Raw genomic sequence first — 21,856 nt, 5'->3', positions numbered from 1 at the left:
AAACAGACTTATTATTGACTGTAATTTTGCAAATTATTGGTAATAACTAATAAACAATTATTAACGATTAGCTAACCGGCAGAAGCTAATCATAGTTTGCGAGCCTAATCATGCATAGAATTCACTTTACTGTTTTGCTTTTCGCTTATAATCACGCTGAGTTAAAATAGCTCACTGAGACGTCAAATGGCGATGATATTCGCATATTGGCGCTGATGAACATCGCTTTGTTATTTCACTAGCACTAGGAAACTTACTCATAATGCGGCGCTTTATACTTTTGCTTATCTTGGCGATGACAGCCAAATCAGCCCTAGCAGATGGAGTTATTGAACAGCAATTACATGCTCAAGAAATCAATCAACAATCTCAGCTGCGCATTGATGAATTAGATGCTCAGCGCCAAATAGTCAGCGAAAAAAGTCGTAGTATCCGCCAACAAGCTGAAATTATAGAGCAATATAATCAATACCTTGCTGCAATGATTAGCCAGCAACAACAAGAATTATCTCAGCTCAAAAAAGATATGGTCTCAATCGATGACTCTGAGCAGCAAGTGCTTCCTTTAGTCCACGACATGCTTCAGAAATTATCCGCTTTTATAGCGAAAGATTTACCGTTTTTGGCGCAAGAACGCCAACAGCGTCTACATCGCTTAAACCAGCTACTAGCTCGAGCCGATGTAACACTTGCTGAAAAATATCGGCAAGTATTAGAGGCCTATCAAATAGAAATGGAATACGGTGACACGATCGAAGCCTACTCCGCCCCTTTAGGTCAACAGCAAGTTAACTATTTTCGGCTTGGGCGCACTGCTTGGTATTATCAAACGTTAAACGGCCAGAACTCTGCTCTTTGGGATCCTATCAAGCAACAATGGCAAGTACTTAGCCAAGCTGAAAACTTAGCCTTAAGTGATGCGATGGCGATCGCTTGGCAGCAACAGGCTCCTAGCCTAATTCACCTGCCGCTCAACCTCGCCTTACCAGAGGTAAATAATGCAACGAATTAGTCTACTCATTCTTGGTATTATCACTGCCATCTTGCCGGGTCAATACGCTTGGGCAAATAGTAAAAATGTAGCGGAAATCGATACGGCTATTAATCAACAACGTGAACAACGCTTTGCCGATGCGCTAAGCCAGCAACAACAACTAATGGCGCTAAATGCCCAACGCCTTAGTGAGGCGCAGGTTAAACAGCAACAATTAAAACAACAATTTGCAGACAATGAACTGGCATTAAGCCAGCAATATCTTCAACTGCAACAACGCAGTGGTCAGCTAGGCCCCGTATTTGAAGTGGTTAAGCTAAAAGCGCAAGAGAGCCAACAAACAATCAGCAACTCACTGATAAGTGCCGAGCACCCAGAAGCGCTTAGATTACTCGATTTTGCTCAACAACAGGCCTTGCCGTCAGCAAAAGATATCCATCAGCTAGCTGCAACTTTAATCGCTCATTTGCGGCATACCTCTACTATAAGTTTTTTTGATGGAGAGGTAATAAATAAAGAAGGTTACCGCGAAACCCTGCCTTTATTGCGAATAGGCAGCTTTAATATCATTAGTGAACAAGGCAAATATGTAGAATGGTTAGCTGACAGCTTACAATTGCAAGTATTTGCCACGCAACCTTCACATCAATCTGACGCTCAAGCTTACTTCGCTGGACAACAGCATCGAATAACCATTGATCCCTCACGCGGGCATTTGTTGGGCTTGTTAGACCATCAGCCTTCCATCAAGCAGCGCCTTAAACAAGGCGGTTCGGTGGCCGTGATTATAATCATAATAGCGCTGCTGGGGATATCGGTGGCCCTGTACCGTATTGCTCGACTATTTCAAGTAGAGCATAGAATTCGGCAACAACTCGCTAGCCCGAGCTTTTCAGCCAACAATCCATTAGGCCGCGTACTACTGGCAGCGAAAGATAAAAACCAATCATTGGAAGAGTTAGAGCTAAGAGTTGACGAGGCAATTTTGAATGAGCTGCCCCAACTTGAGCGCGGCCAGAGTTTGGTCAAGTTATTTGCCGGCATAGCCCCTTTATTGGGCTTGCTGGGGACCGTAACCGGTATGATTGCTACCTTTCAAAGCATTAGTTTGTTTGGAAATGGAGACCCAAAATTATTGGCAGCAGGTATTTCTCAAGCCTTAGTGACAACAGTGCTAGGCTTGATCGCCGCTATACCCTTACTGTTTTTTTTCAGTTTGATGAGCGCTCGTAGTCGAGTGTTGCTGCAACTTTTACAACAAAAAAGCCTCGCCCTACTCGCTAACCAGCATAAGCAAAGCGCAACAAATAGTGAGAACAAAGCGTGAACACACTGAGTATCAGCCTGCAGCAAACTTGGCTATCTTTGAGCCAATTGCTGCACTTAGGAGGTTGGGTGCTAACATTGTTACTTGGCATAACAGTATTGCTTAGCAGCTTGCTCATTGAACGTTACTGGTTTCGTTTTGTTAGTTTTCCTGCTTATTTTCAATGCTATCAACAACATATATCTCAACACAGCATCACTGCCAGCGGCCAGCAAGCCCTTTGCTTAAGCTTACGTTGTGATATGGAGCTGCGCCTAAACCAACATTTAAGTTTAATCAAAAGCTTAATTAGCTTATGCCCTCTGGTGGGCCTATTAGGCACGGTAACCGGCATGATTCAGGTGTTTGATACGATGGCTCTAGCTGGCAGTAACGATCCTCAGCTTATGTCTGCGGGGATAGCCAGGGCAACCTTACCCACTATGACAGGTATGAGCATAGCCCTAATTGGTATTATCAATTTTACTTATTTAAAACGCTGGAGCTCTCGATGCAAACAGTCGTTGCACATAGCCCCAAGACATTTAATGGTGGAGCGATAGATGAAGCGTCGAGATTTGTTAAACCGTCCAGAAGAAGATGCCGAGATAAACCTCACACCGATGCTAGACATTGTGTTTATCATGTTAATTTTCTTTATCGTTACCAGCAGCTTTGTTCGACCTAGCAGTATTGAGGTAAACACACCCAGCGCACTCACTTCAGAACCCGCCAGTAACACAGCGATCCTACTTAGCTTAGCCGCGGATGGCAGCGTAGTGTTAAATGGGCAAATTAGCGATATTCGATTGATACAAGCCAAGCTCAGGCAATTGAAACTTCAACAAAGCCAGCTTGCCGTATTGGTACAAGCAGATCAAAACTCAACCACCGGTCAATTAGTCAAAGTACTTGATCAACTTAGGCTAGCACAAATCCCATACAGTTTGGCTACAGTGAGCCAACCCTAATGTGGCGTCTATTACTGGCGCTTCCTTGTGGATTGGCCTTATCGGCTAGTTTATTCGTATTACTGGCTGAAGTGTCAGGCATCAACCCTCGTGCAACCCGCCCGGCTAACCCGCTCAGTAATGTGCATCTCTTTACTTTGCGCAGTAACAGCGACACCCAGCGTAGGTCAAGAGAACTACCAAACCCACCAGCACCGGAGACAAGTCAGCAAAGCGCCTTAGTACTTCCGTTATCGGGCAGCAAGCAAAATAATCGTATTGCTCCCCCTGATGCACCTTCAATATCAAATTTGTTGCAGACTTCTTTATCGCCCCAAGAAATAGCCTTACCTCAGCTCGTGACTGTCGAGCAATCTACACCTATAGCACATCGCACATTAGGCTTAGCTAAAGGGCCACAGCTAGATTTAAGCATACAGGCGCAATACCAACACCCTCCCGAATACCCGATGTCAGCGCACCGTCGTGGTATCGAAGGAGTCGTTGAGCTAGAGTTTACCGTGAATACTAAAGGAAAAGTCGTCGCCAGTAGCATCAAAGTGCTTTCCGCCGAGCCCGCCGGTATATTTGAACAAGCAGCAATCCGCAGCGTCAGCCAGTCACGCTTTCCCATAAAATACCAAGGTTCTGCTGTACCTTTCATTAGTAGACAGAAAATTGGATTCAAACTTAACCAATGATCAGACATTTAGCTTTACTATCAATATTTCTTATATCACTCTCTGCTACAGCACAGGATTTAAGTGAAGCAGAGAGTCGACAACTGAAGCTAGCACATAATTTCATTCAACAAGGCCAGCTCGAACGAGCGGAACAATACCTGAAGCCTCTCGGCCAACAGTATCAGCAACAACAACGCCACTATGCCTTAGCGGTCTCTTGGCAATATCAAGCTCAAGTCGCCATTCAGCAACAAGATTACTCTAGGGCGTTAGCTTATTTACAGCGGACCTATAAGCTAAAACGACTATCAGAGGAACAACAACAGCAAAGCCTTTATAGTATTGCTCAGCTGCAGCTGCAGCTGAGCCATTGGTCGGCAGCCATTGAAAGTATCGACGCTTGGCAGGCACAACAAGACGACCGATACCTTTCAGCCGAGTCGTTTTTTTTAAAAGCCCAAGCCTTAGCTAATCAGCAAGATTGGTATCAAGCGAGTGAGAGCATCGAAGAGGCTCTGCACCGCCAAGCGAACCCGCAGATAGATTGGTGGAGATTTGCCGTTGCGCTCTATAGTCAACAACAGCGATGGCCAGCAGCGATCAAGGCTCAGCTTGAGGTTTTGCAGCTCAGTGATAAAGACATTCTAGGCTGGTTCCAGTTGGCTTCTTTATATCTGCACAACCAGCAACCACAGCAGGCTTTAGCTTATATGCAGCAAGCCTATCAGCAAGATTTGTTTGGGCTCGAGCAACATTACCAATTATTGGTTCAGTTGCTCGAGCAACAGCAACAGCCTTATCGAGCCGCAAAGATACTAACGTTAGCCATGCAAACTAATAAGATCAAAAGTCGTCCTGACTTACAAACTCGCTTGTGCCAATTGTGGCTCAGCGCCAAAGAGTATGCACAAGCAGAGCGCTGCTTATTGAAGCTAGTGAATAAGCAAGCAAATGGTCAAGCATATCAATGGCTGGCTTACAGCCAAGCTCAACAGAATTTGCTGGCTAAAAGCATCCATAGTTACCAGCAAGCCAATCTGTTTAGCGATGCTAACACGGCTGAGAACTGGCTGAATCAAGGCTTGTTATACTTAGAACTAGCCCAATATCAACCTGCTAAACAAGCATTAAAAAAGGCAGCTACCTATACGGTAACTGCCCCTTCAAGTCAGCAAGCGCTGCGACTTTTACAGCAGCGCCTCCAATTTCAAAAATAGTTAAGCCACAGACTCAGCTAACAGCTCTGACTCTGCTTCCATCTTTACTGGCGCACCTAAGGCTGGGCGTAAAGCTTTTAGCACCTGATGGCGTGTCACTACACCAACTAATTTACCATTATCGACCACCGGGTAAACTTTAGGGCGGTATACGCTGCTGTTGCGTAAACGTTCTTCTAAAGGTTGATGAGTTGAGCTCAACAAAACACCAGAGTCAGACACGGGGTAAACTTGAGCAACATCAACACTCATGTATTCAGCTAATTTTAATAAGTTATGATTTGGAGCCACGGTCATTATGTCCTTTTGCATGATACTTTCCACAGTGGTTGAGCTTGGTTTACGGTAGTCTTCTAACCACAGCTTTCTAAGAATCTCCAATTCAGAGACGAAACCTTGTAGTTCGTTATCTTGATTAACCACTACCGCTCCAGGCAGATCTTGCTTAAGTAGTGCATCACATGCGCTGGCAATGGTCATATCAGGATTTAGGGTATTGTTTGCAGGTGACATAATGTCAGCCACTGTCATAGTTTTTAGATTTTGCATAATAGGTTCTCCAATAGGACCAGAAGATTGATTTGATAAAACTGAAAAAGTAGCTCGGCTTGCTGTAATTGAAGTACCACGGCTATACACCGACCAGTACCCCAGACCAACAATAACCGCTCCACCAATAATATTTCCGATAGTTACAGGTAGTAGATTATTCCAGAAGAAGCTCGCCCAATTTAGGTGCTCAAAAGCACTGGCTTGGGTACCAATTTGTGCCCAAAATGCGGGTTCAGCCCAGCTTTTAATCGCGATGCCTAAGGGCACCATAAACATATTTGCGACTACGTGTTCAAACCCGGTGCTAACAAACATGGCAACCGGCAATATAACGAGTGCTGCTTTGGCCGAGCTGGTTTTAGCGCTAAAGGTCATCCACACGGCTAAACACACCAATAAATTACATAACATGCCCAATAGCACCGCTTGCACAAAACCATGCTCTAACTTGTGTTGCGCTATAGATAAGGCGTTTAGCCCCCATTGGCCGTGGTCTAATTGATAAAGCTTGGCACCACTTACAATGAGTACTAGCAATAAGGCCCCCACAAAATTGCCTACATAAACTTTGCTCCAATTGGCAATCATGGCGCGAGTATTAAGCTGGCCACTCGCACGAGGAATAATCGATAACACGCTACTGGTAAATAACTCACCGCCACACACCACAAGCAGCACCAGGCCCATGCTAAAGGCCAAACCACCTAATAAACGGCTAACCCCCCAACCCATCGCTGATGATCCGGTGGTAACGGTGATATAGAAGACAAAAGCCAAGCCAATAAATACCCCAGCGCTTAACGCTAAGCTGAGCATTTTCGGTGTGCTACTGGTTGCTTTCTTATAAGCATACTGTTCGGCAAATTGAGTCATTTGGTCTGGGCTTAATGCCGCTAGTGGTGAGCTTTCGCTACCACCGGTGACCATTTTAGGAGCGGAAATCCGCTCGACTTGAGGATGATTCATTTACACTAAAACCTGTATTAACAAGCAACTTAAGTCGCTAATGACTAAACGTGCTAATACCATAGCGGTTATAATTTTTGCTGGTAAGCGGATAATTTTCATGACCACTATCAATACTTTTGATAGTGCCTTCAGCTACTATGCTTAACAGCTTTTCCAACGTTGTAATTTGACACTTTTGGAGTGATTCATGCGTTATTCTTTAAAACAACTCACTGTTTTCGAAGCTGTGGCTACTCACGGTAGTGTAAGTTCAGCCGCCGACCACCTAGCGCTAACTCAATCGGCGGCGAGTATGTCGCTAGCTCAACTTGAAAAGTTGCTTGGTAAGCCGCTGTTTGAACGGCGGGGAAAACGCATGGTTCTAAGCCAATGGGGCCTATGGCTGCGGCCTAAAGCTAAGCAACTACTGCTTGATGCACTACAAATTGAGGAAGGCTTTGCCGAGCAACACCTAATTAGTGGGGAATTGCAGCTCTGTGCCAGTCAAACCGCCGCAGAGCACCTTATACCAGACCTTATCAGTATTGTTGATAGCAACTTCCCACAATTGAGAATCAGCTTTTCGGTAGAAAATACAGCGGAGGTAATTAATGGTTTAATTAACTATGATTACCAACTCGGGGTCATAGAGGGGCGCTGTGATGACGACAGAATTGCTCATCAGGTATGGTGTAACGACCATTTGGTGATTGTGGCTGCCGCTCACCACCCTTACGCTAAACTCGATAAAGTGAGTGTCTCTCAACTAGAGCAAGCCAGTTGGGTACTGCGAGAGCAAGGCGCCGGCACACGGAGAGTTTTTGACAGTGCAATTCAAGGCACAATTGAAACCCTAAAAGTACACCGAGAGTACGAACACGTACCGGTATTGCGTTCAATGGTGGCCAATAGCAACTATTTAAGCTGCTTACCTTACTTAGATGTCATTAAGGCATTGGAACGTGAAGAGTTGGTGGTATTGAATGTCCCCGAGTTAGACATAGAACGTTCGTTATCCTTTGTATGGCGTAATGACACCACAGAAAACCCCTTACGAGATTTGGTGATTACCGAAGCCAAGCGGATGTTCAAAGTTCAATCTAAGAAAATGTAATCGGCAGTTCCCCTAGCGTTTAGCAGTCGCCTACAGGGGAACAGTCAAAGATAATCTAGCCAATGGCTACCGACGTATACGAGAAGGGCCTATTTTGACATTTAGATACTCGTACCAAAATCCTGATAGACTTTTTGGTACTGACCTTGAGTGCGCTGTAATGAAAACTCACTCAATACTCGTTGTCTCCCAGATTGTCCATACTCGATCAAACGCTCTGGTTGGCTCAAGGCTGCTTGGATAATATCAGCTAACTTTTGGCTATCATCAAAATCAAATAGCCAACCGTTTAGCTGCTCTTTTACCAATACCGAGTTACCACCAACCTTACTGGCCACTACCGCCCGTTTATAAGCCATTGCTTCCATGATGGCCAGAGACATACCTTCTGTTTCAGACGTGACCGCTAACAACTCAAAGCTATTATATATTTTGCTTCTATCGCTCTCCAGTCCATGAAATACCACTGTAGAGTGGCTTAACTTTTGCTGGCTGAACTGTTGCAACTTTGTCAATTGGTCTCCCACCCCAAAGAAATGCAGCTCGACTTTAGGTTGGATATCCTCGGGAAGCAACTCAAGCGCTTTTAACAAACTAATCTGGTGTTTAAGGCCAACCATACGGCCAACAGAACCGATACGTAAGCAACCATCTAGAGGGTGAGGCACAATATCTTCTTCTTTAGGCATGGCAATGCCATTATCAATCACCGAGGAGTCCACATGCTCCCAACCATGAACCTGATGAAAGATTTGCTGGCCTTCTTCAGATACGAAACAAATGCTGTCAATGTAGCGACGAGCGAATTGATGCACTTTGAGCCAACGGTTAGTGGACAATTTAGCCGCGCCATGACGGGTATAGACAATTTTCCGCTCTAAACAAAAGGGGAGGATAGGCAATGAAACCATAAGCACTGCCGGGGAGTGTATATGGATGATTGGACGCCCTCTATAAGCTTTCCATAAGCGCCACTGTACTAGGCCTTTCATACCTCTTACTACAGTGACTTTTATGCCTAGATCTTCAGCGACCGCAATCAAAGGATCGTCAGGGTGTCCTAAAGAAACAATCTCTGGCTCCATGCCTTGATGACTCTGTTCGATACATAAATCGATAACAAATCGCTCTGCCCCACCCACTTGTAAACTACTAACAACATGAGATATCTTACTATTTGACGATTTATTCACAATACCATTACTTATTTGACTATCCTTAGTGGGCTTATGATAAGTCAGTTGGGAAAGAAGGAACACTGACCAACTCAAAGAAATTGTTAATTTTTATCAAAGGATTGAATAAATGGATGAAAACCTGAGGGTCTTGGAGGTTGTCCAAAGCCTCGAACGAGGTGGTCGCTCAGTGAGATTCATCACTACCGTTGAAGGCTTAAGAGAAAACGGGGCATTTGTACTGCCTGTTAGCTTTAGAGCGCCTAAGTTCAAAACCTGTCAGCCAAAAAGTTTAGTGGTGCTGCACAGTAAAGCCTTTGATGGCCCCTGTATTTTATACAACTTGGTTAGGTTAATTCGCAAGCACCAGATTAACTTGATTCATTGTCACTGTGACCGAAGCATGATTTGGGCTGGTATTGCGGCTAAAATTTGTCGTTTACCCACTGTATTAACGTTTCATCGTTCTATTCTAAGCTATTACCAAAAGAATCGGGTTAACCGTCTATTAATGCGCTTAACCAATCGTTTTGTTGCTGTATCAGAACAACGGCGCCGCTTGCTGATTGATAACTTAGGTTTAACCGAGCAACGCTGCATCGCTAATCATGGTGGCATTGACACTCAGGCCGAAGTAGTCGGTAAAACTGAAGCCCGAGAACAACTAAAACTGCCTAACCAGCAAGTCGTGTTGTTTAGTGCTGGTCACCTTGGTCGCATCAAAGGTCATCAGGATACCATTAAAGCTTTTAAGCAAATTAGTGATCAATATGATTGCCAATTATACATAGCAGGCAGCGGCTCAAATAAAGAAACTAAAGTGTTAAAACGTTATAGGGACAAATTGCACTTGCAGGATCAGGTCCATTTTTTAGGGCAAATTAGTAATGCGTCATTATGGATGGACGCAGCGGATATATTTGTGCAACCATCACGAGAAGAAGCCTTTGGTTTAGTATTCATCGAAGCCGGCTTGCATCATACTCCTGTCGTTGCCACCAACGTTGGTGGGATTCCAGACATCATCATTAGTGGTGAAACTGGATATTTGGTGCCTGTAGCCAGTCCTGATGCATTGGTCGAAGCACTCCGCTCACTGATAGAATCAAGCCAACTTAGAGAGCAGTTTGGCGCAGCCGCTGAACAACGAATTAAATCGAATTTCGACAAACAAAACATGATAGATAGATACTTCACTACTTTTAATCAACTACTCACGGAAGCATAAGCGAGAACGACATGGACAATAGCGCGATCACCGTCGTCATTACCCCGCGTGACCGATACTCAGGCATCATTAATTGCATTCGCAATTTATACCTCTGCACGAAGCATGCTTTCGAGCTGAAAGTGATCGATTTAGATTACCCGAAATCACTAAAGCGACAAATTACCAAAGAGCTTGAGCAGCACAATAATGCAGAACTATTGAGTTATGGGCTGATTTCTCCAATCCAGGCAATGCAAAAAGTTCGCCCTTTAATTGAAACCCCCTATGTGATGTTTCTAGATAATGATTCTAATGTTACGCCCAACTGGTTACCGCCCTTATTAGATATCGCTAACTCCGATTCAAGCATTGCCGTGGTTAACCCGGTAACACTGGAAAAAGAAGGGGTTGATAAGGGTGCAGAACTGCGTAGCCATCTATTCACCAACGCTGTACATACCATTGACTACCAAGGTGAAGACTATTTAATTGAACATAAATCTTTTCGCCGAGCTTTACCTGAAGAACTCCCTAAGGGTATTCAAGAAAGCGAGATGTTTGAACTGCATGGTGTTTTATTTAGTACTAAGGCACTAAATGACATTGAGTTACCCAATATGGTGATTCGCGAGCATATTGATATTGGTATTCAGCTAAGACAACAAGGCTATAAAATAGTTACCCAGCCTGACTCTATCGTTATTTTCGACAATTTAGGAACAAGAATGGCTTGGTACGACATGAAGTTCTTCTTCTTCCGTTGGCACCCTAAATATACCGAAGCTTCGTCTAGATTATTTGAGCAGCGCTGGGGTTACCGCTTTTACTCTGAGCAAGCCATGTATTTATGGGTATTTCGCCGTAAAGTATTTTTGTTTGCTCGCTGGCTATATATACCGGTAAACGGGGCAAATATGGCAGTGAGGATTGCTGCAAAACTACGCTCATTTATTAGACCAGTATGGGATCCAATCAAAGGCGTAGAAGAAAAAGCCTCACCAGCGCCCTTAACTATGTTTTCTAAAGCCAAATAAAAAAGCCCGGTAAAACCGGGCCCTTTTATTCAATTAGTTTTAATCTAGCGACACACTGCCATCAATATCGGAAGGTTTGCTGCTATACAACTTGTGAGGAAACTGTTTCTCTAAATACACTTGATCTGATTGCGCCAGAGAGCGTGAAAAGCGTAAGTGCATTTTACCATTAGCGTTAATCCCTTTAACCAAGCCCGTCACTTTACGGCCTCGCATCATTTGGCGGCAATCATGAATAAATGAACTGGGTACATGGCCTTTCAGCACACTGACTTTGCCTGAACGTAACTCACAAACAAACGTATAATGTACATGGCGAAGACGATAAATTAGTACCGCTAAGGCCACCAAACCGATCACTATGCTAATAGTCAAACCCACACTCCCTGTGTTTAGCTGGTCATTGAGCTTGCTCGTCGAGCTCAAAATAAGCTGGAATTAATAAACTCAACAAGAGTAAACTTTGTTCACAAATATAACCAGAATGTTTTTCAGAAATAAGAGATCAATCAAGCATTTATATAAATTGTGATGGGTTGGTCTACAATTTTAGCCAAATGTCACCTCTGAAAGCATTTTCAATGAATTTAACAAAAGATGGTTTTATTAGTAGCTAGAACAAATAAAGAGGAGGGAGTTAATTAGTGCCAATAGCTAATTGAATGGACCAATCAGAAAAGCTGCCCTAAGGCAGCTTATGAGCTCTACTTTTTAATACCTTCAATCACTAAATCCATCACCACCGTGGTTGATTTAGGTCCTAGGTTAGTGGGAATGCCAAAGTCCTTCATCACTAACTCGGTAGACCCCACAAAACCAGCTCGGTAGCCTCCCCAAGGGTCTTCGCCTTCACCCACTTTAGTCACATCGATAATAATCTCTTTGCTAACACCACGAAGCGTTAACTGGCCATATAGTTTACCAGCCTCATCACCACTAGCTTCATACTTAGTACTGCTAAAGCTAGCATCTGGAAACTGATCTACCGCTAAGAAATCTTTACTACGAATATGTTTATCACGCTCAGCATGATTAGAATTAACTGAAGTAGTCTCTATTTTCACATTTACGCTCGTCGTTTCTGGCTCTTGTTGATCATAGCTAAAATCACCGCTAAAAGTATCAAAGCGCCCCACCACAAAGCTGTAACCCAAGTGATTGACTTTGAAATTAATAGAGGCATGTGCGCCGCGAGTATCAATAGTGTAGTCTGCAGCGCTAGCAGGTAAAGCTATTGCAACGGTACTTGCTAGTAGTAAGGCCGCTTTGATCTGTGTTTTCATTATTTATCCCTTCAAATTTACTTAGTAGGTTTCAACATCCGAACTAAGGTGCTGTCTTTGTCAATAAAGTGATGTTTAAGAGCTGCCAGCGCATGACCAGCAACCAACGCGATTAATGTCCAAGCCAAAATCTCGTGAATATCTCCAGCCAACTCTTCCTGCTGGTTAATACTAGTGATAGTCGCTGGCACGTCAAACCAATCAAACACACTTATCGGGCGTCCGTCGGCGGTAGAAATTAAGTAACCTGAAATCATCAAAACAAACAACACCAGGTATAACAAAAAGTGCCCTAGCTTAGCCCCTTGCTTCTCCCATTTTTTATGGCCCTCTGGGCTATTGGGCTTTTGATTCAGGCTGCGCCAAAGCAGACGAAATAACATCGTAGCAAATAGCAATATGCCGATACTTTTATGGATCATTGGTGCCGTTTGATACCAACTAGAGTAGTAGTTGAGATCAACCATGAACAAACCTAGGCCAAACAGCGTAAAAACGCTAAATGCCACCAGCCAATGTAGCGCTATAGATAACCACCCATAACCTTGTACTGAGTTGCGAATACTCACCGACCCTCCTTTGCCCAAATATTAAATATTCAATAATAAGTATTAGCATCACTTAAAACTCCAAGTAATAAAATTGAATTTTATGTGAAAAAACTTTCGAACAATTAGAAAGAAATTCGCCTGAAAATTGACATTTGAAATCAAAAAAGCACGCGATTACCAATATTATATCCCTTGAGGTTTCTCTCTGGTTCGCCCCTGCGTATGACATTAACCTTACGGATTCATTATAAAAATGCAGAATAAGTAGAAGCTAGCAACGACATAATCCCCTTTGCAGGCTACAAACTTGGCAACGAGAACCCAGTCTCTACGTTACATTTTGGTAACAAAATATTCATTTTACCTACTATACTTTTTACTGCACATTTTGCGTGTCTCGCAACCGCGAGAAATTGAAAAATTGGGCGAATAAATCCCAATAAAAAGGCTTGGAGCAGGCTTATGAAACAATCACGCTTTGATGATATGGACGAATGGGATGAAGAAGACCTAGACCATAACGCAAAAAGTCATAAAAACCAAAGAGACAAGGCTCGAGCACGTAGACGTATCGATGAATACAATGAGCGTAAACAGCTGGAGCGTTATATTGATGAAGACTATAACTAGTTAATAATAGCTACTAAGGGGAGAATTAACTCCCCTTCTATTTCACCTCTATCTGTAGGTAAGCCGATGCAAGCCATTATTCCTTATTTAAACTTTTCAGGTAAAAGCGAGCAAGCCTTACTTTTTTACCAAGATTGCTTCGCTGGTGAGGTTATCGCCTTAATGCGCTTTAAGGATGTGCAAACAGATATGCCGATCCCTGACGAGTTACTTAACAACATCATGCACTGCCATTTTAAAGCGGACCAGCTAGAGTTCATGGGCTCAGATGGCATGCCAGGTGAGCAATTAAAGAGCGCGGGAAATATTGAACTCAATCTCAACTTTAGTGATTTGGCAGACCAACAGCGGGTGTTTGAAAAACTGAGTGAAAATGGCGCTGTTACCATGGCGCTACAAGATACTTTTTGGCAAGCGCGCTTTGGCCGCGTGTGTGACCAATTTGGCATAAATTGGATGCTAAATTGCCCCTTAGTGAGTGACAAGATCGCTAAATAGGCTAATAACCAAGACAGGTAACTAATGACGGAAACTACATGCCTCGCTTACGAAAAAACTGAGCAGGATCGCCTGGCGTGAGCTGGTAAAGCTCAAATGACTTATCAGCTATTAGCTGACCAGCCAGTTCTAAGGTCATTCGCCAAGTGCCCAATTTATTACTGACCGGCGCCCAAATAGTGTCACCTAAATAGAAATCCCAATCATTACTTCCCACATACACGTCACCATCAAAGGGCGACATAATCTGGCCTTGTTCATCAGGAATATTAGGATGGTAGATGCAATATCGGACTTTTTGCCCCTTAGCTTTTTTGATATTAACAATCAGACCAAACTCTACATCAATTGCCGCTTCTACTTGGGTGGTAAACTCAGTAATCTGCGGCAGTGCTTTGTCATCACTGTCCCATTTATTGTAGATACCATAACTATGCAATTTCACTTGGGGCTTGGGTTTCGCCATTACTTATCAACTTCGCAATTAGGGAGAGTAAAAGGCCTATTTTAGCGCAAACAATCGAGAATCTTCCATTACAATCCTTCCCCCCCTTTTATAGAAGGTGTAGGCTTGCTACTCAAACTAAAATCTATCAACATCGCGCCTCTCAAGGATGAACCATGAAAAAGCTACTTGCTGCCGCTATAGTACTTGCCAGCTGCTCTGCGCAAGCAACCCCTATTAATGATCTGCTTGAACTGAATAATAGCGAACAGCAAATGCAGATCATTCGCACCAATCTAAACAAAGCACTGATTCGCCAAAACCCGCCGTTAAAGAATTTTGAACCCGTATTGAATCAATGGGCCGATACTTACTTAACTTGGGAAGAAATGAAGCCAAAGATTGCTGAAGTCTACCTAAAACACTTTACTGATGAGGAGCTAGCAGAGCTAGTCGCCTTCTATAAAACGCCAGTAGGGAAAAAAAGTCAGGCGCTTAATGCCACCTTAATTAGAGAAACCGCACTGGCGAGTGCCTTAGTCGCTAAAGGGCACCACAAAAAGTTAGAAGAGATGCTGCAACAAGCAGCAGATCAAAACAAAGCTCAACAGAGTAATTAAGACTACGGCGAGTAATTAAGACTACGGCGAGTAATTAACAGACCCTAACAACGCTAAGGTTGTTAGGGTAATATAGGCAAAATTAGCGAGTTACGCTTTGGCCGACTGTTAAACGGCTTTGCAAGAAATGCAACAACATACCGTATAAAGGCACAAATAAGGCGAGGTTTACCGCCAACTTAAAGCCGTAATCAACCCAGGCAATCTCTAACCAATGTTCAGCCATGAAAGCATCACTACTGGCGTAGAACGCAACAGAGAAGAACAAAATGGTATCGACTAGATTGCCAAATACGCTAGAACCGGCAGGTGCAGCCCACCAATATTTGAACTGACGTAATCGGTCAAATACTTTTACATCTAATAGCTGACCCACCGAGTAGGCCAAGAAACTTGCTATAGCAATACGTGCCACAAAGCCATTCCAAGCTAATAAACCGTTTAAGCCTTGGTATTCCCCTTGATAAAAAACTACCGAAACAATATAGCTGACCAACAAAGCCGGGAACATTGCGGTAAAAATAATCTTTCTGGCTCGACTTGCGCCAAATAAACGCACCGTTAAATCGGTAGCCAAAAAGATAAAAGGAAAGGTGAATGCTCCCCACGTGGTGTGGAAACCAAATATGGTGAAGGGTAGTTGAACCAAATAATTGCTGGCGGCAATGGCCACAATGTGAAATAAGGCCAAGATCATAACACTGCGGCGCTCGGCCTCAGTCAATTGTAAAAACCACATAATAGACAACCTATCTTTTTGTTAATTGGGGGTGAGAGAACCCAAGGGCGCGGGAGTATTCCATAAGCGGTAGCGATCTGCAATAAAAATTATTTGCTAAGAAAAACACCGCGAGATATTTTTTGGCGATAACTAACAGTTTTTAAGCAAACACACACCGCAAAGCTTCGCTCACCCTCCAATCTTGGTTACACTGGGTGATTGCCCAATCTAGTGGCGGCGCCTCTGTTTCACTAAGCAAAGGCTCATTTGTTTTATATAAAGGATGTATTTTGTCTGGCTTATTGCGGATCATCTTGATCGACACTCACCTAAACGGTGTAGTAGAACTAAAACTTGACCAACACAGCAACATTTGTGGTACTAACGCCTCAGGTAAAACCACTTTGCAACGTCTCATTCCGGTTTTTTACGGTGAATACCCAAGCCGAGTGGTGCCTAGTACCCGCGATAGTTTCGAGCGCTGGTATTTACCACGCGAAGCCAGTTACATCATCTACGAATACCAGCAATACAATGGTCAACATGCGCAAGTGGTGTTGTCGTCGGCCCGTGAAGAGCAAGGGGTAAAATACCGTTTTATTGGTAAGCCCTTTGAACTAGAAGACTTTATTGAACGCCAAGACGAACAAGGCACTTGGTTTCTCGCCCCTGCTAAACTAGGTCAGCAACTGAAGAAATTGCAGCATAATGGCAGCCAATTAGCCACCACCCGCTTTTTAAATACCCGTGAGTATCGCGCTATCATTCAAAATGACCGCAGCTTACAAAACGCCGGTGACAGTGATCTTAAAGCTTTTGCTCGTCAGTTTTCAATGTGTGACCCCAAACACGGCTTACGCCATATCGAAAAGCTAGCTAAAGCGGTGCATTCTAAAGAAGGCAAAATGGAAACTATCAAATCGATGATAGCCGCCATATTGGAAGAGGAAGGGGTCACATTAAAGCCTACTTGGGTAGATGCTAACAAAGCCCAAGCGTGGATTAGAGAAACACGACTGATACAGCAGTTTGCGGCTATTCGCCCTAAATTTGTCAAACTAGAGCAAATAAACCAGCAGCTATTGTCTAGCGAAGCACAACTTCTACAACTGGACAAAAGCTTACAAAGTGACGAACAAGAGTTATTTAGCCAAACCGAGCACCACCAGCGCCAGTTAAACCAACTAAAAGAGGCGCTAAACGAATTAGAGCAGCAATGGACCAAGCAGCGCGATCTACTCAATCAAACGGTTTCTCGTGCTGACGCAGACGTAAGTAGCTTTGATAAGCAACTCAACCAAATCGAAGACGACTATCTAGCTTGGCAAGACAAACAGATTGAAGACGCACTGAGCGCAGTAGAACAATTGCCGCAATGGCGAGAACAAGCCCGTGAAGTTAGCGAGCGCCACCAGTTACTGACAGAGCAGCACAGTGATATTGAAGCACATTTTAATCAGCGTAAGAGCGAAATTAACGAACAGCTGAATAACGCCCTAACTAAGCTGCACAAAACCAAAGATCAACTACAACAACAACTCAATCAAGAACGTCAGCAGCAACAAGTTGAGCTAAATAACGAGCAGCAACGGCAGCAAACACAAATTAGCCAAGTGGAACAAAAATTCCAACAGCAACAACATCAGCACCAATTAGAATTAGCTCAACTTGAAGCCGGCACCCTACAAATGGGTTACACCGAAGATGAAAGCCGCCAGCTCAATATTATGGACAACCGCTTAGATGAAGCCAGCCAACAGCAGCAGCTATTATCTAGTCAAATGCGCCAGCACAATGAGCAGCTACAACAGCTAAAACAGCAGCGACAGCACGCCGATCAACAACTCGCCACTATTAGTCAGCAAAATCGCCAACTTGAGCAAAAACTGAGTCAGTTAAAAAGCAATTTACAGCCCGAAGATGGTAGCTTATTGGCACATTTGCGCAGTGAGCACCCTCAATGGGAACATAGCATCGGTAAATTGATAAACCCCGAGTTACTCAGTCGCCGAGACCTAAAGCCACACGGTGAGGAAACTACGCATAATATTTTTGGCTTAGCGCTTGATTTAAAAGCCATTGATGCCCCTGAGTGCGCCGCCACCGAACAACAAATCAAGCTGCAAATTGATCAAGTGCAACAGCGTTACCAAGAGGCACAAAAGCAGTTAAAGCAAACCGAAACCGCCCTTGCCGACGCCAACAAAGCGGTACAAGCACAAGATTTAAGTGTCGCTGAGTGCACCGCTGCGCATCATAACAGCGAAGATCAGCTAAAACGCTTGCATGAAGAAAAGCAGCTACTTAAAGAAAATTTTTCAAGTGCCCTGCAGCAACGCCAGAGCATCGCTCGCCAGCAACAAAGCAAACTTAAGTCCTACTTAGAAAACGCTCAAGCACAGCATCAAAATTACCTAGAGGAACTGCACGAGCAACACCAAGAAGCTAAATTGGAAAAAATGGCCTGGTGGGAAGAGAAGGTAGATGCCTTAGCACTGCAACTAAGCCAAGCACAAGACGCCATTACTCAGCGCCAAACTCAAGCTAAACAAGCGCTAAAACAATCAGAACAATGGTACCGCGGCGAACTACAAGAGCAAGGCCTAGACGACCAACTGATTATTGACTTAGCCAAACAGAAACGTCAACTCAACCAGCAAATTCAAGACGCCGAACAATATCGCGATCAAGTCAGTGAATACAAAATTTGGCACCAACAGGTGTGGTTGTCGCAAAAGCCGCAGCTAAATGATGCTTTGGCCAATGCTCGCCAACAACAAAGCAGTGCTAAACAGGCGCTCGGTGAGCAACAAGCGCAGTTTAAGCAACAACGAGATAACCAGCAAAACCAATTAACTCAGCTGAAGCAGCAAGTAGAGCAATTAGAGCAACAGCATGCCTTAAGCCAAAACTTACTGCGTAAAATTAAGCAGCTTGCATTAGTTAATGGCCCACAGCACAAGACGAGCGGAAACGATATTGGCGGCTCACCGGCCGAGCGGACTCGCCAAGCAGAACAGCAAATACAGCAACGTAATCAGCAACTGGAACAAGTGAATGAATCAGTGCGTCACTTTGACAGCTTATTAGCGCAACAAGCCGGTTCTGATCTCAGTGAAACTTGGGAGCGCTCACGCGCTGCATGTCGTCGCCAAACTGAAGACGGTGAAACCAGCTTAGCCTACCGCGAATTAGTACCGCACTTATCTGAACTACTGAATGGTTTAGTACCACAAAAAGTGCAGGGTTTAATCGACCATGGCCGTAACTTGGGTATGAGCATTAGCAGCTTCTACCAAAATCTCAGCGATATTGATCAACGGATCCTCAGTCAAAGCCGTCGCATTACCCGGGAAATTGGCGAAGACTTAAGCCTAGACGGGGTGTCAGACTCAGCGGTGAAAATACGCTCAAAAATTAGTGAACTGGAATTTTGGGACGAACTGAAAGCCTTTGTCGAGAACTTCCAAGCATGGCAACAGCAAGGTTTTAACCAATTGCCTAATGAAGACTATGCCAACAGCATGCGAATTGCCCTAGACATCATAGGCCGTAGCGCGCTTAAAGAAGGTGTATCACGGCTATTGCTGATTGAGCTAACTCTACGAGAAGGCAATAGTGATTTAGTTATTCGCACCGATCGCCAACTCAATGAATCAAGCAGCCACGGTATGGCCTACCTGATTTTATGTAAGTTCTTACTCGCCTTTACCCGTCTACTACGCGGTAATGCCGATACCTATATTCACTGGCCGATTGATGAATTGGGAACCCTACACCAGAGCAACGTGAAAAAGATTTTTGATGCTTGTGACCATAACCAAATCCGTATTTTGGGCGCCTTTCCTAACCCAGAGTCTGAAGTATTAGATTTATTTACACACCGCTACATTATTGACCGCGACAAACGCCAGCTACAAGTCGTACAGCCTCGCGTTAATTTGTTGCAGCAAAAACTACGTGCAGCCAAAGCCGCTAAAGAAACCAAGCAACAACAGCCAGAGGCCGAACTATGAGCAAATTTAGCGCTACCGGTATGAGTGAAACCGGCCGAATATTAGAAGCCCTATTGGGTGGCCAATTCATTTGCCAAATTAGTGACGAAGACGGTTTTACTTTTCTAGCAGAAGACGCTAATCGCGAGCGTATTGATAGCCACCTGCATGTCCTTAACCGCCGCTTGGCCAGCGCCTGTGAGGGCGAGCTATATTTTTGTGCCTACCGTGAACTCGGAGATAACGAGCACCGAGTCATCAGCCAACAATTTAATGATATTGCCGGTAGCTTGTTACCCTTGACCGAGTGGCTCATATTGAGTCAAGAAGCACAGGGGCAAGATAGCCCCATCAGCGCAGGTTCAGCGCTGCGTTTAAGTGAATTACAGACGGTAGTAGAAGATACACCAGCACTGCGTGAGCAACTGGCCAAAATTTCGCAATATAAGTTATTTGGCTCTACCAGTTCACAAGTCGATGGCCAGTTAAAGCAAGTCTTTAAACGCTTGTGCGAACAAGGTTATTTGATTCGCCCCAATCAAGAAAAACAGATTTACATCGCTACTGCTAAAGTCGATTACATTTTTGAAGTCATCAGTTTTATCGATGAAGCCGAGGGTTTGCATTTAGAGCAACAAGCCATGGACGCCATTGGCCAGCAGGAGTCTTTACTGTGAACCAACACCTGCAACAAGCTGGCTTAAAGGTATTTAAGTTATTAGCTCGTCATGGCGAAAGCCTAATGCATGCCTATGTCAACGGTAAGCTAGACGAAGCGAAGCTCGACCCAAAGCAAATAGACGCGCTGCTAAAAGCCGGCGTTATTTGGCGCCCCTCGGCAGATGAAGGCTTACACTTAAGCTCCAATCTTCGATCTTTATTAGAAGAAGCGCTGAGCGATACCCGCAACCGACAAATTGACGCGAACGTGGGCTCGCGCTTAGAAGCCATTAAAACCTTGGCTGCGCATTACAAAGAAGCATTACACATTGGTGACTTGGCTGCTGCCGACGTATACCTGAGTGATTTAAGTGAACATAGCTATAGCTTAACTGAAAGCTTGCGCCATAGTTCTCGCGTGTTGTGGAGCCGAATTAATAATGAGTTTGGTTACGTACCGCATCTCAGCGCTAAAATCCGCGAGAACGAATTAGCGCAACAACAAGTTAGTGAGCTACTCGACAGCCTATCCTTACTCAACTTTGATACTTTAAGTCAAATTGCAGGTGATATACGCGAATTACGCCGCATATTAGTGCTAAACCTTAGCCAAGCGGTTTACGACTGCACCCAAGAACTCGCTGTAGTGCAGACCCGTTTACTCACCTTGCTAGGACGTTTTCGCGAGTTACGTGGTAAATCTCGCTTACTGAAAGGCTTACAGCTTTTCCATGCCCAGCACCCAGACTTTCGACCGCAAGACCCCACTCAACAATTAGAGGTGGCTAGCTTATTTAACCAAGCACCCACCGTGCTCAATACCGCCAGCTTGGACATTCACAACCCCGAACACGAACAAGATTTATTGGCGGCGGTGAGTCAAATACGTTTGCAACGTCAGCCAAGTCGTCACGGAGTTGAATCCGAACATGGAGTGTCGCTAGAGAGCGTTGATGAGTTTGCGTTGCAAGAGCAAAGAATAAAACAAGACGTTGAACATTACTTGTTGGGCGTAATTGAAAATGCCCAAGGACAAACGGCCCTAGAGTACTATCAACAACACCAGTTAGATTGGAATGCCGAAGCCTGGTTGTATCAAGTGTGGGGGAGCTATCATGCCTTACCTGAAGAACAACGCGATTACTTTGCCCTTGATCCCATTGAGGATCCGCATCCCATCTTTAGTGGTAATAGAATAGTGCGTGACCTGCAGGTATGGCTACGTTAAAAGTAGAAGCCAAAAACAACGATAACTCATGGATTCTGGAAG

The 21,856-nt window shown here is 44.3% G+C and carries 22 protein-coding genes; 15 read left to right on the top strand and 7 right to left on the bottom strand.

What is annotated here, in order from left to right; all coding sequences use genetic code 11:
- Nucleotides 1-262: 262 nt before the first annotated feature.
- From M0C34_RS03230 to M0C34_RS03205, 6 genes are read left to right on the top strand one after another with little or no spacing between them, the layout of a single operon-like run.
- Nucleotides 263-1,012, top strand: coding sequence for a DUF3450 domain-containing protein (locus M0C34_RS03230; RefSeq protein WP_248714220.1), 750 nt, complete (start codon nucleotides 263-265; stop codon nucleotides 1,010-1,012).
- Entirely contained in the window at nucleotides 999-2,321 is a 1,323-nt protein-coding gene (locus M0C34_RS03225) for a MotA/TolQ/ExbB proton channel family protein (protein ID WP_248714219.1), read from the top strand. Before M0C34_RS03230 ends, M0C34_RS03225 begins: the two co-directional genes overlap by 14 nt.
- Nucleotides 2,318-2,863 carry a MotA/TolQ/ExbB proton channel family protein gene (locus M0C34_RS03220; RefSeq protein ID WP_248714218.1) on the top strand — a complete coding sequence of 182 codons (546 nt, stop codon included), beginning with the start codon at nucleotides 2,318-2,320 and terminating at the stop codon, nucleotides 2,861-2,863. The genes M0C34_RS03225 and M0C34_RS03220 overlap by 4 nt, the downstream gene beginning before the upstream one ends.
- Nucleotides 2,864-3,271 carry an ExbD/TolR family protein gene (locus M0C34_RS03215; protein WP_248714217.1) on the top strand — a complete coding sequence of 136 codons (408 nt, stop codon included), beginning with the start codon at nucleotides 2,864-2,866 and terminating at the stop codon, nucleotides 3,269-3,271.
- On the top strand, nucleotides 3,271-3,951 hold the full coding sequence (locus M0C34_RS03210) for an energy transducer TonB (protein ID WP_248714216.1): 681 nt from the start codon (nucleotides 3,271-3,273) through the stop codon (nucleotides 3,949-3,951). The genes M0C34_RS03215 and M0C34_RS03210 overlap by 1 nt, the downstream gene beginning before the upstream one ends.
- A complete protein-coding gene (locus M0C34_RS03205) occupies nucleotides 3,948-5,150 on the top strand; it encodes a tetratricopeptide repeat protein (protein WP_248714215.1) in 1,203 nt (400 codons plus the stop codon). The genes M0C34_RS03210 and M0C34_RS03205 overlap by 4 nt, the downstream gene beginning before the upstream one ends.
- Here the strand turns inward: M0C34_RS03205 and focA are convergent, their stop codons facing one another.
- On the bottom strand, nucleotides 5,151-6,668 hold the full coding sequence (focA, locus tag M0C34_RS03200; protein WP_248714214.1) for a formate transporter FocA: 1,518 nt from the start codon (nucleotides 6,666-6,668) through the stop codon (nucleotides 5,151-5,153).
- Nucleotides 6,669-6,858: 190 nt separating this feature from the next.
- Between focA and M0C34_RS03195 the strand changes: the two genes are divergently transcribed.
- On the top strand, nucleotides 6,859-7,764 hold the full coding sequence (locus M0C34_RS03195; RefSeq protein WP_248714213.1) for a LysR substrate-binding domain-containing protein: 906 nt from the start codon (nucleotides 6,859-6,861) through the stop codon (nucleotides 7,762-7,764).
- A gap of 101 nt (nucleotides 7,765-7,865) precedes the next feature.
- On the opposite strand, the gene M0C34_RS03190 is transcribed toward M0C34_RS03195, so the two are convergent.
- Nucleotides 7,866-8,957 carry a glycosyltransferase family 4 protein gene (locus M0C34_RS03190; protein WP_248714212.1) on the bottom strand — a complete coding sequence of 364 codons (1,092 nt, stop codon included), beginning with the start codon at nucleotides 8,955-8,957 and terminating at the stop codon, nucleotides 7,866-7,868.
- Nucleotides 8,958-9,069: 112 nt separating this feature from the next.
- On the opposite strand from M0C34_RS03190, the gene M0C34_RS03185 reads away from it, so the two are divergent.
- The gene (locus tag M0C34_RS03185; RefSeq protein WP_248714211.1) at nucleotides 9,070-10,167 is read left to right on the top strand and encodes a glycosyltransferase family 4 protein; all 1,098 of its coding nucleotides are present in this window, start codon (nucleotides 9,070-9,072) and stop codon (nucleotides 10,165-10,167) included.
- Nucleotides 10,168-10,178: 11 nt separating this feature from the next.
- On the top strand, nucleotides 10,179-11,183 hold the full coding sequence (locus M0C34_RS03180; protein WP_248714210.1) for a glycosyltransferase family 2 protein: 1,005 nt from the start codon (nucleotides 10,179-10,181) through the stop codon (nucleotides 11,181-11,183).
- 39 nt (nucleotides 11,184-11,222) lie between these two features.
- On the opposite strand, the gene M0C34_RS03175 is transcribed toward M0C34_RS03180, so the two are convergent.
- From M0C34_RS03175 to M0C34_RS03165, 3 genes are all read right to left on the bottom strand, one after another.
- On the bottom strand, nucleotides 11,223-11,558 hold the full coding sequence (locus M0C34_RS03175; RefSeq protein WP_248714209.1) for a DUF3634 family protein: 336 nt from the start codon (nucleotides 11,556-11,558) through the stop codon (nucleotides 11,223-11,225).
- Between the two features lie 329 nt (nucleotides 11,559-11,887).
- On the bottom strand, nucleotides 11,888-12,466 hold the full coding sequence (locus M0C34_RS03170) for a YceI family protein (RefSeq protein WP_248714208.1): 579 nt from the start codon (nucleotides 12,464-12,466) through the stop codon (nucleotides 11,888-11,890).
- A gap of 17 nt (nucleotides 12,467-12,483) precedes the next feature.
- Complete coding sequence (locus tag M0C34_RS03165) at nucleotides 12,484-13,035, bottom strand: cytochrome b (RefSeq protein ID WP_248714207.1); 552 nt, start codon at nucleotides 13,033-13,035, stop codon at nucleotides 12,484-12,486.
- A gap of 444 nt (nucleotides 13,036-13,479) precedes the next feature.
- Between M0C34_RS03165 and M0C34_RS03160 the strand changes: the two genes are divergently transcribed.
- Together M0C34_RS03160 and M0C34_RS03155 are read left to right on the top strand one after the other, a co-directional pair.
- A complete protein-coding gene (locus M0C34_RS03160) occupies nucleotides 13,480-13,647 on the top strand; it encodes a PA3496 family putative envelope integrity protein (RefSeq protein ID WP_248714206.1) in 168 nt (55 codons plus the stop codon).
- 66 nt (nucleotides 13,648-13,713) lie between these two features.
- Nucleotides 13,714-14,145, top strand: a complete 432-nt coding sequence (locus tag M0C34_RS03155; protein WP_248714205.1) for a VOC family protein — start codon at nucleotides 13,714-13,716, stop codon at nucleotides 14,143-14,145.
- A 34-nt stretch (nucleotides 14,146-14,179) separates the two neighbouring features.
- Here the strand turns inward: M0C34_RS03155 and M0C34_RS03150 are convergent, their stop codons facing one another.
- Nucleotides 14,180-14,611 (bottom strand): DUF3859 domain-containing protein, encoded by a 432-nt coding sequence (locus M0C34_RS03150; RefSeq protein WP_248714204.1) that lies wholly within the window; start codon nucleotides 14,609-14,611, stop codon nucleotides 14,180-14,182.
- 155 nt (nucleotides 14,612-14,766) lie between these two features.
- Between M0C34_RS03150 and M0C34_RS03145 the strand changes: the two genes are divergently transcribed.
- Nucleotides 14,767-15,210: a DUF2059 domain-containing protein gene (locus M0C34_RS03145; RefSeq protein WP_248714203.1), complete on the top strand. Its 444-nt coding sequence runs from the start codon at nucleotides 14,767-14,769 to the stop codon at nucleotides 15,208-15,210.
- Nucleotides 15,211-15,292: 82 nt separating this feature from the next.
- On the opposite strand, the gene M0C34_RS03140 is transcribed toward M0C34_RS03145, so the two are convergent.
- Nucleotides 15,293-15,949: a 7-cyano-7-deazaguanine/7-aminomethyl-7-deazaguanine transporter gene (locus tag M0C34_RS03140; protein WP_248714202.1), complete on the bottom strand. Its 657-nt coding sequence runs from the start codon at nucleotides 15,947-15,949 to the stop codon at nucleotides 15,293-15,295.
- Nucleotides 15,950-16,221: 272 nt separating this feature from the next.
- On the opposite strand from M0C34_RS03140, the gene M0C34_RS03135 reads away from it, so the two are divergent.
- The 3 genes from M0C34_RS03135 to M0C34_RS03125 are packed head-to-tail and all read left to right on the top strand — an operon-like array spanning nucleotide 16,222 to nucleotide 21,814.
- Nucleotides 16,222-19,947 carry an ATP-binding protein gene (locus tag M0C34_RS03135; protein ID WP_248714201.1) on the top strand — a complete coding sequence of 1,242 codons (3,726 nt, stop codon included), beginning with the start codon at nucleotides 16,222-16,224 and terminating at the stop codon, nucleotides 19,945-19,947.
- Nucleotides 19,944-20,603: a hypothetical protein gene (locus M0C34_RS03130; protein ID WP_248714200.1), complete on the top strand. Its 660-nt coding sequence runs from the start codon at nucleotides 19,944-19,946 to the stop codon at nucleotides 20,601-20,603. The genes M0C34_RS03135 and M0C34_RS03130 overlap by 4 nt, the downstream gene beginning before the upstream one ends.
- Complete coding sequence (locus M0C34_RS03125) at nucleotides 20,600-21,814, top strand: phosphoenolpyruvate carboxylase (protein WP_248714199.1); 1,215 nt, start codon at nucleotides 20,600-20,602, stop codon at nucleotides 21,812-21,814. The genes M0C34_RS03130 and M0C34_RS03125 overlap by 4 nt, the downstream gene beginning before the upstream one ends.
- The last annotated feature ends 42 nt before the right edge of the window (nucleotides 21,815-21,856 follow it).

Origin of the sequence: Agarivorans sp. TSD2052 (genome assembly GCF_023238625.1) — a bacterium.
Lineage (GTDB): Bacteria > Pseudomonadota > Gammaproteobacteria > Enterobacterales > Celerinatantimonadaceae > Agarivorans.
The sequence above is the reverse complement of the archived record's forward strand: the minus strand, read 5'-3'. Positions and strand labels throughout refer to the sequence as shown.